Source organism: Chloroflexus sp., assembly GCF_056331925.1.
The window spans coordinates 13,014-25,676 of the sequence record NZ_JBWGQH010000035.1; the positions used below are offsets into that span (position 1 = coordinate 13,014).

Annotated in this window: 11 protein-coding genes and 1 pseudogene; 10 read left to right on the top strand and 2 right to left on the bottom strand. The window is 54.5% G+C overall.

The features are described 5' to 3' along the window. Window positions 1–23 precede the first annotated feature (23 nt). Together AC01ZF_RS15825 and arsJ are read left to right on the top strand one after the other, a co-directional pair. Window positions 24–1,028, top strand: a complete 1,005-nt coding sequence (locus AC01ZF_RS15825; protein ID WP_476575490.1) for an ArsJ-associated glyceraldehyde-3-phosphate dehydrogenase — start codon at window positions 24–26, stop codon at window positions 1,026–1,028. Further along, entirely contained in the window at window positions 1,025–2,326 is a 1,302-nt protein-coding gene (gene arsJ / locus AC01ZF_RS15830; RefSeq protein WP_428112846.1) for an organoarsenical effux MFS transporter ArsJ, read from the top strand. Before AC01ZF_RS15825 ends, arsJ begins: the two co-directional genes overlap by 4 nt. Window positions 2,327–2,393: 67 nt before the next feature. Here the strand turns inward: arsJ and AC01ZF_RS15835 are convergent, their stop codons facing one another. Next, complete coding sequence (locus AC01ZF_RS15835) at window positions 2,394–2,825, bottom strand: MerR family transcriptional regulator (RefSeq protein ID WP_424674382.1); 432 nt, start codon at window positions 2,823–2,825, stop codon at window positions 2,394–2,396. Window positions 2,826–2,982: 157 nt separating this feature from the next. On the opposite strand from AC01ZF_RS15835, the gene AC01ZF_RS15840 reads away from it, so the two are divergent. The 5 genes and pseudogenes from AC01ZF_RS15840 to AC01ZF_RS15860 all read left to right on the top strand — a co-directional run bounded on the left by AC01ZF_RS15840 (window position 2,983) and on the right by AC01ZF_RS15860 (window position 6,103). Further along, window positions 2,983–3,360, top strand: coding sequence for an ArsR/SmtB family transcription factor (locus AC01ZF_RS15840; protein WP_428112847.1), 378 nt, complete (start codon window positions 2,983–2,985; stop codon window positions 3,358–3,360). Beyond that, entirely contained in the window at window positions 3,348–3,584 is a 237-nt protein-coding gene (locus AC01ZF_RS15845; RefSeq protein WP_424674384.1) for a thioredoxin family protein, read from the top strand. Before AC01ZF_RS15840 ends, AC01ZF_RS15845 begins: the two co-directional genes overlap by 13 nt. 120 nt (window positions 3,585–3,704) lie before the next feature. After that, the gene (locus AC01ZF_RS15850; RefSeq protein ID WP_424674385.1) at window positions 3,705–4,760 is read left to right on the top strand and encodes a permease; all 1,056 of its coding nucleotides are present in this window, start codon (window positions 3,705–3,707) and stop codon (window positions 4,758–4,760) included. A gap of 312 nt (window positions 4,761–5,072) precedes the next feature. After that, window positions 5,073–5,627 (top strand): annotated as a pseudogene (locus AC01ZF_RS15855) (sulfite exporter TauE/SafE family protein). Window positions 5,628–5,677: 50 nt separating this feature from the next. Continuing rightward, the gene (locus tag AC01ZF_RS15860) at window positions 5,678–6,103 is read left to right on the top strand and encodes a hypothetical protein (protein ID WP_476575491.1); all 426 of its coding nucleotides are present in this window, start codon (window positions 5,678–5,680) and stop codon (window positions 6,101–6,103) included. A gap of 76 nt (window positions 6,104–6,179) precedes the next feature. On the opposite strand, the gene AC01ZF_RS15865 is transcribed toward AC01ZF_RS15860, so the two are convergent. Further along, window positions 6,180–6,752, bottom strand: coding sequence for a hypothetical protein (locus AC01ZF_RS15865; protein WP_424674387.1), 573 nt, complete (start codon window positions 6,750–6,752; stop codon window positions 6,180–6,182). A 381-nt stretch (window positions 6,753–7,133) separates the two neighbouring features. On the opposite strand from AC01ZF_RS15865, the gene AC01ZF_RS15870 reads away from it, so the two are divergent. From AC01ZF_RS15870 to AC01ZF_RS15880, 3 genes are read left to right on the top strand one after another with little or no spacing between them, the layout of a single operon-like run. Then, window positions 7,134–8,090, top strand: a complete 957-nt coding sequence (locus tag AC01ZF_RS15870; RefSeq protein ID WP_428112849.1) for a 4Fe-4S dicluster domain-containing protein — start codon at window positions 7,134–7,136, stop codon at window positions 8,088–8,090. Between the two features lie 11 nt (window positions 8,091–8,101). After that, window positions 8,102–9,244 (top strand): NrfD/PsrC family molybdoenzyme membrane anchor subunit, encoded by a 1,143-nt coding sequence (gene nrfD, locus AC01ZF_RS15875; protein WP_476575492.1) that lies wholly within the window; start codon window positions 8,102–8,104, stop codon window positions 9,242–9,244. Window positions 9,245–9,287: 43 nt separating this feature from the next. After that, window positions 9,288–12,542, top strand: a complete 3,255-nt coding sequence (locus tag AC01ZF_RS15880; RefSeq protein WP_424674389.1) for a molybdopterin-dependent oxidoreductase — start codon at window positions 9,288–9,290, stop codon at window positions 12,540–12,542. Window positions 12,543–12,663: the final 121 nt, after the last annotated feature.

Consider the following 12,663-nt stretch of genomic DNA (forward strand, 5'->3'; position numbering starts at 1 on the left):
ATATAAAGTAGGAGGGCACAATAGTGGTGCGGGTTGGGATCAACGGCTTTGGTCGGATCGGGCGGTTGGCGCTCCGGGCCGCGTGGGGCTGGCCAGAACTCGAGTTTGCCCACATCAACGAGATCGGTGGCGATGCATCGGTGGCGGCGCATCTCTTGACGTTTGACTCGGCGCATGGACGCTGGCCGCATGAGGTTCACGATGAGGGTGATCGGTTGGTTATCGATGGTCATGCAATTGGCTATAGCCAGATCAAGGACCCGGCAGTGGTACCGTGGGCAGCCGTCGGAGTTGAGATCGTGCTGGAGGCGACGGGGAAGTTTCGCACCTCTGAACAGTTAGCAGCTTACTTCGCTGTCGGTGTGAAGAAGGTGATTGTGGCTGCACCGGTGAAGGGCGAGGCGCTTAATGTAGTGATGGGGGTGAATGATCACCAGTATGATCCGACACGCCATCATCTGCTGACTGCTGCCTCTTGTACGACCAACTGTCTGGCGCCGATTGTGAAAGTCATTCACGAAGGTATTGGCATTCGCCACGGTATGATCACCACCATCCACAGCTCAACCAACACCCAGAGTGTGCATGACCAACCGCACAAAGATTTGCGACGGGCACGGGCGTCGAGCTTGTCGCTTATACCCACAACTACCGGCTCGGCAACGGCAATTGGTCTTATCTTCCCAGAATTGCAAGGAAAGCTCGATGGGCAAGCGGTGCGGGTACCCCTACTTAACGCTTCGCTGACCGACTGTGTGTTTGAAGTCACACGACCAACCACCGTCACCGAAGTGAATGAATTGTTGCGGGTGGCTGCCGAAGGCTCGCTGAAGAGTATTTTAGCCTACGAGACGCGCCCGCTGGTATCAATCGATTTTCTGACAAATCCGCACTCTGCGATTATCGACTCATTGTGTACCATGGTCACCGATGGCACACAGGTGAAAATTTATGCGTGGTACGATAACGAGTGGGGCTACGCAAACCGGTATGTAGAATTAGCGCGAAAGGTGGCAATGGCGCGATGAAACCACTCCAATCGACCGGTACAACGACAACGTCTACCCAGCGACAAGCCGATCGCCGGAATTACCTCTTGGTTACGGTCGCGTATTGGGCGGATACGCTCACCGATGGCGCGATTCGGATGTTAGTCCTCTTTTATTTTGCTCAGCTCGGGTATTCGCCATTTGCTGTGGCTTCGCTCTTCTTGTTCTACGAGATTTTTGGTGTGATCACTAATCTGTTTGGTGGTTATCTTGGTGCGCGATTCGGTCTGAAGATAACCTTATTTGCCGGTCTCACCGTACAACTGGTTGCGCTCAGCATGCTTGCCTTTGCTCCACCATCGTTATTAGTGGTTCCCTACGTGATGGCTGCGCAAGCGTTGTCGGGTATTGCCAAAGATTTGACCAAGATGTCATCGAAGAGTGCGGTAAAGCTGGTGGCCGGTGAGGGTGAGGGTCAACTTTACCGCTGGGTGAGTGTGCTCACCGGCTCGAAGAACGCGATTAAGGGACTAGGCTTCTTTGTCGGTGCGCTCTTGCTGACGCTGTTTGGCTTTCAGACCGCGTTGCTGCTGTTAGCGGCGTTGGTGTTGGTAGCACTGATCGGTGCGGTCGGTGCGATCAGCGGCGATCTAGGCAGCACCGATAAAAAGGCCAAGTTTAAGCAGATGTTTTCACCCAACCGAGCGGTTAATCTCCTTGCCGCAGCACGGATCTTTCTATTCGGTGCGCGCGATGTCTGGTTTGTGGTCGGGTTACCGGTCTTTTTTATCACCGTGCTCGGTTGGGACTTTTGGCTGGCCGGTGGGTTTATGGCAGCATGGACGATTGGCTACGGCTTTATACAAGCCTCCACGCCAGCACTTATCCGACGGCGTGTAACTGATGCGCGTGCGCCTGATGGACGCACTGCAATGTGGTTGGCATTTGCCCTGGCTGCATTTCCAGCGGCAATTGCTCTGGCGCTTGGCGTTGGTTTTGCGCCGACTGCTGCGGTGGTGATCGGGTTGCTCGCATTTGGTGTCATCTTTGCACTCAATTCGGCAGTGCATAGTTATCTCATTTTGGCCTACGCCGATGATACGAAAGTGGCGATGAATGTCGGTTTCTACTATATGGCGAATGCACTAGGGCGGCTGGTCGGTACTGTCTTGTCGGGTGCGCTGTACCAATGGGGGATGCAGAACGGTCTGTACGGCGGTCTCATAGCGTGTCTCTGGGCTTCAGCAGGGTTTGTGCTGATGGCCGGCCTACTTTCGATCCGGTTGCCAGCACCGGTGCGCGTTGTGACCGGTGAGTGGAAGGTTGCAGGTGAATAGGTAGGCGTTGAGAGGGTGTAGGTTTGGTGGAAATATGACGAACGAGCATACAGCGATACAGAGGGTTTTATCCTCTGCCTGAGCCGGTGTTATGCCCGGTGGTAAGCACCCGATCACGCACCAGCGCACAGACACAATCTTCCCACAGCGTTGCACTCCGGTCACCCTGTTGACGAAGCGTGATCAGCAAATTGCGTAATGCGTGCAAATTGGCGATACGTTGATCAATCGCGGTGATATGTTGATCGAGCGTATCTATCATCTCGGTACAAGGTGCTTCACCGTGATCGCTGAGAGCGAGGATGGCGGCAATTTCACGTAATGAGAGATCAAGGCTACGTGCACCAACGATAAAGCGCAGCCGTTCGACATCAGCGTGGGTATAGCAACGGTAGTTATTTTCAGCGCGCTGCGGTGGTGGTAGCAAACCGATCTGCTCATAGTAACGGATGGTCTTAGGCGATACGCCAGTCTGACGAGCTAGATCACGAATATGCATACCATATTCCTTATCGTCCATGTAAGGACTTCACGAAAACAACCTCACCGTTCTAATTAGCTCATTTTATCACAACCCCAAAGCGTTATCACATCGCAACGATTACTGTTATGATCTCTTAACGAACATATTCAGAAAATCGCATATCATAGCAACTATGAAGAACACAATCGCCGCCAAACAGGCTCACCTGTTCAAAGCGCTGATGCATCCCGTTCGGATACAGATCCTCGAGATCCTCCGGCAGGGTGAGGCGTGCGTATGCCATATCGAAGCAGTGCTCGGCCTACGCCAAGCGTATGTATCGCAGCAGTTAGCCGTCTTACGTAAAGCCGGCCTGATCAGCGACCGGCGCGATGGACCGAATATCTACTATCGGATCATCCACCGTGAGGTGCTCGAACTCCTCGATATGGCGCGCAACCTCGTCGGCGAAGCCGAGCCGTGGCAACCAAATTCGGCGGTGTGTTCGTGTCCGCAATGTATATCTCATTCTATCATCTTAGAACAAGGAGTGAAACCATGGTCGATGTGAAGGTACTTGGTCCCGGTTGTCCCAACTGCCAAAAGCTGGAAGCGCGTGTTCGCAACGTGATCCAGCGCTACCAACTGGAAGCTTCTGTCGAGAAGGTTACCGACTACGCGCAAATTATGCGCTGGAATGTGATGCGTACTCCGGGGTTGGTGGTGAATAACGTATTGGTTGCATCAGGACGCATCCCCTCAGAAGAGGAGATTGCCGACTGGTTGAAGCAGTAGTATCCGCAGTTAGGATTGGCTTTGCAGGTACAACGAGTGGGCGGTTACGCCCAATTTCTTCCGACCGGATATGCAATTTTTTGCATATCCGGTTAGACCCTACCGATGAGGACAACAGCAATGGAACAGACTCTTACCAAACCTTCTCGTCAATCTGACAGCCGCGCGTGGCTGATCGTCGTTGGGGCAGCAGTCATGTGGCTCATCGCGTACAACGTGATCCAGCCTTTAGCCAACTGGCTAACGTATCATCTATTCGGTTTAGCAGAAGGCTCACATTTGGGTGAGTCGGTGGCCTTTTTTCTCTACGATGTCCCGAAGATTCTCTTACTTTTGAGTGGGATGATCTTCGTCATTAGTACCCTGCGTTCGTTTTTTAGTCCTGAACGCACACGGGCGTGGTTGGGCGGAAAACGCGAAGGGATCGGCAATCTGCTGGCTGCCGGACTAGGCGTACTTACCCCTTTCTGTTCGTGTTCGGCAGTACCCCTCTTCATCGGCTTTGTCGAAGCGGGCATTCCGCTTGGTGTAACCTTTTCGTTCTTGATCGCTGCGCCAATGGTCAACGAAGTAGCACTGATCATGCTATTCGGGATGTTCGGGTGGCAAATAGCAATGCTCTATCTCGTAGCCGGAATGACTGTAGCGATCGTGGCCGGTCTAGTGATCGGACGGCTGAGAATGGAGCGATTCGTAGAAGATTTTGTCTGGCAGATTCGTGGTGGTACCGGTGAGATTGCCATCGAAAACCCGACGTGGACTGAACGGTTCAGGCTCGCTTGGGAGAATACACGCGATATTGTCGGCAAGGTATGGCTCTATGTGGTCATTGGCATTGCCATCGGTGCCGGAATTCACGGTTACGTGCCTGAAGACGCATTGGCCGGTATTCTAGGCCGCGATGCGTGGTGGTCGGTACCGGCAGGTGTAATCTTAGGTGTACCGCTGTACTCGAACGCTGCCGGTATCATTCCGGTAGTACAGGCTCTGATGGCAAAAGGGGCCGCTCTAGGGACGGTGCTTGCGTTTATGATGGCGGTGGTAGCGCTCAGCTTGCCGGAAATGATTATTTTACGGCGCGTGCTGAAGCCGCAATTGATTGCCGTGTTTGTCGGCATTGTGGCGAGCGGGATTGTAGTGGTAGGGTATTTGTTTAATGTGGTGATGGCGAACTAGCAGTACTATTGCCCTTCTCCTTACGGGGAAGGGCATCTGCTTGTCACGGAATGATACGTACAGTGCGCTTAACGACTCGCACGCAACGATCTGGCTCTTAGACACTACGCTGAAGAAGGCGAAGAAAGGTGCAGTGATGGGTATTGCCCCGACTCGCACAATGAGCACTCAGCTACGGACAGCGACGAGGTGCTATCTCCGATAAGATGTTACAACGATCCCTGAGCCACTTGTATAGCATAGTGAGGCTGGCGATGTTCTATGCTCATCCTGACCATACTGTTGTTTGGATTGTCGTTTCTATCAGGAATGATGGGTCTCGGTGTTGCACTTGTTACCACACCGGTACTTGGCCTCTTTGGTCTCGAACTCAAGCACGAGATTATGCCGCTCTCACTGTGGCTCAACAGCATCACTGCCATTGCCAGCGCAGTTACCTTGGCACGCAAAGGGATGGTCGATTGGCGCACCGCTCTTCCGTTACTGATCATTACCACCATCGTTGCACCAATCGGGGTATGGCTTTTACAATTTGTCCCGACAACCACCATCTGGTGGATCTATGTCGGGGTACTAATGTTCCTCGCCTACCGCATGGCCTTTCCACCGACATAAGACGACAGCCAACCCACCGTTATCAGTGACGCAACACGGGTCAAGGCCGGCTTCGCCAGTGCTGCCATTGGTGTTTTTGCCGGCTTCTTAGGGGTCGGCCCCGGTTTTCTGCTGATGCCGACATTGGTGCTACTAGGCTACACTGCCCGCATTGCTGCGGCAACCAACGCGGTGATTGTCACGCTACCCTCCTTTTCGACGTTTGCAAGCCATCTGCTTGACGCTCGCTTCGACTGGTTGTTATTTTATTGATCCTGACCTCAATCTCGGCTGTACTCGGAGCACAAGCTGGTGCTGCATTTATGGCACAGCGGGTCAAAAGCCTGACGTTGACCCGTATCTTTGCTGCGGTACTGATTGTGTTGGCGTTGCAGCAAGCGTGGTTGTTGGTCGTGGGTAGGGGCACAGCAGCACTGTGCCTCCTATGGTGGGAGTACCACCATCGTGACCCGACCCACACCATCACCGCCATCCCGATCAACTCGACCAACGACTGCATCACAATCACCAGCGCCGGCTCCTCCCACCCCGGCGGTAAGTTAAGCGCCAGCGGCAGCACCACAAACGAGTTGCGGGTGCTGAAACTGAATAGCAGCACCCGTCCTGACCGGGTCGGTAAGCGGCCTAGCCGGTGCAATAGGGAGGCTAGCAGCGTCGCGATGCATAGAAAGACAACGAATACCGGTGTCACCACCGGGACAACCGCGAGCGCCGCCATTGCCGCTTGAGCCTGCGATACCGCAATTGCACCCACAACCAATGTTAGCAGGGGCACAGTCAGCCCAGCACTTCTTGCCGCCACACCTATCGCTCTGGCCGGGCTTCGAGCCAGCGCTCATCACTGATCGCAACGAGTAGCGGAACCAAGATAATCAGTAGTGCCGGCCAAATATTTAAGCCGGCAATCACATCGAGTGTCGTCAGATCAAGCATGAGCCAGAGATACAACGGTAAAAGAACCCCTTGCCCAATCAGCAACAGCGGTGTGACCGCCAATGCCCGCGCGGTATCACCACCGCCAAGATGGCAAAAGGCGATAAACCAGTCGGTACAGGGCACTAACAAGACGAGCGCTACTCCTAACCGTAATGCTGCATCAGGTGGCAACCAGTGGAGGAGTAACCAGACGATGCCCGGAATGAGCACAAAATTGCCAACAAATAATAGGATCACCAATCGCCGGTCAACCAACGCTTCGCGCAGATGCAGCAGCGGAATCTGGAGGAAGGTGACGGTGAGCAACAGAGCCAGCAACGACCAGAGGGCTTGGTCTGCGATGGGAGCTAAGATAGGCCAACGTTGACAAATAGCAAGCCCAGCGGCGATGGCAATGAGGTAGATAGTAGCTTGATAGCGTTCAAGACGAGAGACTGTCACGATGGCATACTCCACGCTTCAGGGTAGACAACGATGCAACTGCATGTGAGCGATTTACCGTGCGGCATATCCTAACTTTCACTATCAGTTGCGAAATCTTTTTAATGCGCCCCAACCTCGCATGGTACGATCCTTTTGTCACAAAGAATGTAGGTACAGTTCGTACTAGACGACGAGGGCTACGTGCGACAAGCATTAGTATCCGGAGCGCATAGGTATGTTTTAAAGCGTGCTGCTGACGCCGAATCGCAATGTCTCATCTTTGTCAGGAAAATCCCGACAACGGTACCGACAGTACCACATTTTTCCTGCTATCGCCAGCACAAGAAACGCCGTACAGTACGCTTAGCGGTAATCTGCGAGTGACGAGGAGTGTAGCCTATGTCTCGACAACCCACCATTCCGCTCACCCCGGTCAGTCGGCGTGGCTTGCTTGGCGCGCTAGTGGCCGGCGCCGGCGCTCTTGCGGCGGCTTCGGTGCAAGCGAGCTTACCAGCCGCGACCGGGAAATCGAACGAATCGATCGACATTTTAACCCCTGAAGAGGCATTGGCGGCGTATGAAGCCGAAATTGCCCGCTTACGGGCTGCGAACCTCAGCGGGACGCCGGTCGATCTCCTCGAACGGATGCGCACCGATCTGTTGCGCGCCTTAACCAAGCCGGTCAACGAACGACGCTGGGTGATGGTGATTGACCTGCGCGCCTGCGTTGGCTGTCACGGCTGCACGATTGCCTGCGTCGCTGAAAACAAACTGCCGCCCGGTGTGGTCTATCGTCCGGTGTTAGAAGAAGAGATCGGACGGTATCCTAATGTAAGCCGCCGTTTTGTCCCTCGACCATGCATGCAGTGTGATAATCCACCCTGCACGAGCGTTTGCCCTGTTTCGGCCACATACACCAACGAGCATGGCGTCGTTGCGGTTGATTATGAGCAGTGCATCGGCTGTCGCGCCTGTATCGCCGCTTGCCCCTACGGTGCTCGTACCTTCGACTTTGGCTATACCTACACTGCCAATACGACCACCACCGGTGTGATGTTTGGGGCAGAGCAAGCAGTGAGCTATGAGCAAGCGAGCACGTTTGAATATGGGAAATCGCACCCTCGTCACGACGCCCATGACTCGCCGGTTGGCAATGTGCGTAAATGCCACTTCTGCATGCATCGCGTGCTAAATGGCGAATTGCCGGCCTGTGTGACGACCTGCATTGGACGGGCAACCTTCTTTGGCGACGCGAACGATCCTGAAAGCCTTGTTAGCGAATTGATCGCGAAGCCGAATGTGATGCGATTGAAAGAGGAACTTGGTACTGAGCCGCGTGTGTATTATTTGCAATGAGGAGCAGACCTATGCTAAAACGACTCCTCTATGTAGCTGGCTTTCTTGGCCTGCTCATTGGCATGTGGGGATTGTACGACCGGTTTGTCTACGGGCATATGAACGCCAACTACGGCTCGTATGTGGTATGGGGGCTGTGGGTGGCACTCTATATGTTTTTTGCCGGCATTGCCACCGGCGGCTTTATGCTGGCAACCCTCGATCTGTTGTTTGAACTGCCATTGTTCCGTGGTAGTGGCCGGATGGCCCTGTGGGGATCATTGGTCACGCTACCGGCCGGCTTGGCTGCTATCGGTCTCGATCTTGGTCATATGACACGGATTTGGAAAGTCTACCTCCAGCCCAACTTTGGGGCAGTGATGGCGCAACTGATCTGGGGGTATACCATCTTTCTCATCATCGTAATCGTCAGCCTCTGGCTCAGCTTCCGCCCCCAACCCTCACGCTGGCTGAAGCCGATCATGATCGTTGGTCTCGTGTTAGCAATTTTTCTCAGCGGTGGTATCGGAGCATTGCTTGGTGTCAACCAGAACCGGGTAAGCTGGCACGTCAGCAACTTGCCGGCCCAATTTCCTGTCTTTAATCTCACCTCTGGCGTTGCCCTGATGCTGATCGCCATCGGCTGGTTTGGCCCGGTACGCGATCCACGCCGTTCGCAACAGTTGCATGTCTTGGGGTTAGGGCTGGTGATACTGCTGCTGGTTAAAGGGTACTATCTGTGGACTGACGTCTCGCAGGCGCTTTACCAGAATAGCAGTCACGGTGCCGAGGCAATCAATCTGGTGCTGTTTGGCCCCTATGGTTGGGCCTTCTGGTTGCTGCAAATTGGCCTTGGTATGCTATTGCCACTGATCGTTCTTACGACACCGATAAGGAACAACGGCTTTGCTGCCGGATTGATGGGTGTCTGTGTCTTGCTCGGCTTGGCCGTCGCCCGCGCCAATATTATTTTCCCAGCACTTACCTTGCCCGAACTACGAGGTCTAGGTGAATCCTTCCACGGCCCACACCTGAGCTTTACCTACAGCCCAAGCCTGATGGAATGGGCAGTGACCGCTGGCATTGTCGGCGCCGCTACTATTGGCTTCGTTATAGGCGCCGATCGCTTACCGCTCTTTAGCCGTCCGGTCGAATCTGTCGGCACAGCCGATTAGGTCATTGCAGTAGAACACCTGCGACTACGACAGGAGTGTTGATATGAAACGACAACACGACACCCCAACGCCTACCGGCTCTGGTATCAGCCGGCGCGATTTCCTCAAAGTTTCGGCGTTGCTCGGCGGCAGCGCAGCTTTGGCCGGCTGTGGTCCGCTCGCTAGCCTCTCACGCGGCGAACCGATCGATCTGCCACTGGTCGATGCCGCTAACTCGATCCAAACCGTTTGTTTGCAGTGCAATACCGGCTGTGGCCTCAAGGTCAAGTTGCTCGATGGCGTGGCCGCCAAACTTGAAGGTAACCCCTATAGCCCTTGGACAATGGAACCGCCCTTGCCCTACACGACCCCAATTAGCTCTATCGGGCCAGTTGATGGCGCACTCTGCCCGAAAGGACAGGCCGGTATCCAGACCGCCTACGATCCGTACCGGTTGACCCGCGTTCTCAAGCGCAAACCGGGAACACCACGCGGAGCCGGTCAATGGATTACGATTGACTTTGAGCAGGCAATCACCGAGATCGTCGAAGGCGGCGATCTGTTTGGCGAAGGGCCGGTCGAAGGGTTACGCGCACTGTATGCGCTCAAAGATGCAAATCTGGCCAAAGCGATGGCCGCCGCAGTGAACAATATTCTCGCCGCGAAGCCCGAAGAGAAGCCCGCACTGGTCGAGCAGTTCAAGCGTGACTTTGCCGAGCATCTCGATGTATTGATCGACCCCGATCATCCTGATTTAGGGCCAAAGAATAACCAATTTGCCTTCATTTGGGGACGCTTGAAGAACGGACGTGGTGACTTGGTGCAGCGGTTCGTCAAGAGTGGCTTTGGCTCGGTCAATGCCAACGGCCATACTACCATCTGCCAAGGTTCGCTCTACTTCACCGGTAAGGCCATGAGCGAACAGTTTGATCCGGCAACCGGTAAATTCACCGGTGGTCAAAAGTTCTACTGGCAAGCCGATTTGGGGAACGCTGAGTTTGTGCTCTTTGCCGGAACGAATCACTTTGAAGCCAATTATGGCCCGACGCCGCAATCACCCCGTATTACTCAAGGCGTGATTAGCAACCGCATGCGGTACGTCGTCCTTGACCCACGCCTGAGCAAGTTGGCGAGCAAAGCGTGGAAGTGGATCCCGATCAAGCCGGGTACTGACGTAGCCTTCGCGATGGGGATGATCCGCTGGATCATCGAGCAACAACGCTATAACGCCACTTTTCTCGCCGCTGCTAACAAAGCTGCCGCTGCTGCCATCGGCGAGCCGAGCTGGACGAACGCAACGTGGTTGGTCAAGATCAAAGACGGTACACCGGGCAAATTCCTCCGCGCGAGTGACATCGGTTTGACAACCGTCGTCGAAACGACCGATGCCGAAGGGAAGAAGACGAAACAGTACGTCACTACCGATGGTACCAACTTCGCCTTTGATCCTTTCGTCGCACTAGTCAACGGTGCTCCAACCCCGATCGACCCGAACAACCCCGAAGCTACACCGGTGATGGGTGATCTGCTGGTGAATACCGAGATCAACGGTATTCAGGTCAAGAGTGGCTTGCAGATTATCTATGAAGCGGCCAGCATGCATACGATCGCAGAGTGGGCAGCGATCGCCGATGTAACAGAGGAAGATATTATCATTGTCGCGCGTGAATTCACTAGCCACGGCACCCGTGCCGTCGCCGATATCCACCGCGGCGCATCGCAACATACCAACGGCTTCTACACCAATTTCGCCTTCTACACCTTGAATGCACTCATCGGTAATTTTGACCATCGTGGTGGTCTGATCAAGCCTACCACCTATGACCGACTGGGGAGCAAGGCAAAAGGCCCATTCCTAATCGAAAAGATGAACAATGGCGCCAACGCGCCATTCGGCATTGACCTGCTGCGCACCAACACCGCTTACGAGAAATCGACGCTGTTTAACGGTTATCCGGCACGACGGCCATGGTTCCCGCTCGCAACCGATGTCTATCAGGAAGATGTGCCCTCGATGGGTGACGCATACCCATACCAGATTAAGGTCGCAATGTTCTATATGTCGGCGATCAACTATGCACTGCCGGCAGCACAAACGGTGATCGAGATATTGGCCGATCCCAAGAAGATCCCGCTCATTATCACGAGTGATATTATGGTCGGTGAAACCAGCACCTACGCCGATTACATCTTTCCCGACCTGAGCTTCCTCGAACGCTGGGAATTCCACGGATCGCATCCGAGCGTGCCGTGGAAGGTAGAAAACATTCGCCAGCCGGCAATGAGTCTGCCTCACTGGCCGACCGTCAAGGTCTTCGGCGAAGAGATTCCGCTTAGCTTTGAGGCGCTCGTCCTCGCCATCGCCGAACGACTCAACTTACCCGGTTTTGGCCCCAACGGTTTTGGTGAAGGGATACCGTTTACGCGACCAGAGCACCTTTACTTGAAGTTGGTGGCCAATATTGCGTTTGGCGAAAAGGAAGATGGTAGCGATGGAGTACCACCGGCTGACGATACCGAACTCGCGGTCTTCCGTCAAGCCCGACGCTTCTTACCATCGAGTGTCTTTGACGAAGCAAAGTGGCGGGCTGCCGTCGGCAACGATGAACAACTCTGGCGGCAGACCGTCTATGTGCTTAACCGCGGTGGTCGCTATCAGGCGTATGAACAGGGATGGAAAGGAGATCTGGCCGGCAATCCTTACGCCAAACAGATCAACCTCTATCAAGAAAAAACCGCGAGTACGATCAACTCAATGACCGGTGAACATCTGATCGGCTACCCGACCTATGTCCCGCCTGGGCTGGCAGTCGATGGAACGCCCATCGTCGACGAGGGCTATGATCTCCACCTGATTACCTATAAAGAGGTGATGATGGCTAAGGCGCGCGGGATTGCCAATTACTGGCTGCTAGCGTTGATGCCGGAAAACCGCATCTTAATCAATCGAGTCGATGCCGAACGACTGGGGCTACGCGATGGCGACCAAGTACGGATTAGTTCGGCGAGTAATCCCGACGGGGTATGGGATCTGCGAAACGGGATACGGAAGCCGATGATCGGGAAGGTGAAGGTGATCGAAGGCATTCGTCCCGGTGTGATCGCCTTCCCGCTCGGTTGGGGACACTTCGCGAGTGGAGCATGTGAGATCGTGATCGACGGCATCACTATTCCCGCCGACCCACGGCGTGCAGCCGGCGTCCATGCCAATGCCGCAATGCGCGTCGATCCGGTACTCGGCAACGTTACGCTGAGTGACTTGGTAGGTGGGAGTGCCGTCTTCTACGACTCGAAGGTGAAGCTAGAGCGAGTTGGATAGCGTAGACCGGTGCGGCTATAGCGACTGCGGGAGGACGTGACCCGTCCTCCCGCTTGCTTTAGTTGTCAGGAAGCATAATGTTCTGGTATCATATCACTACCGAAGCACTGCATCCCCAGAA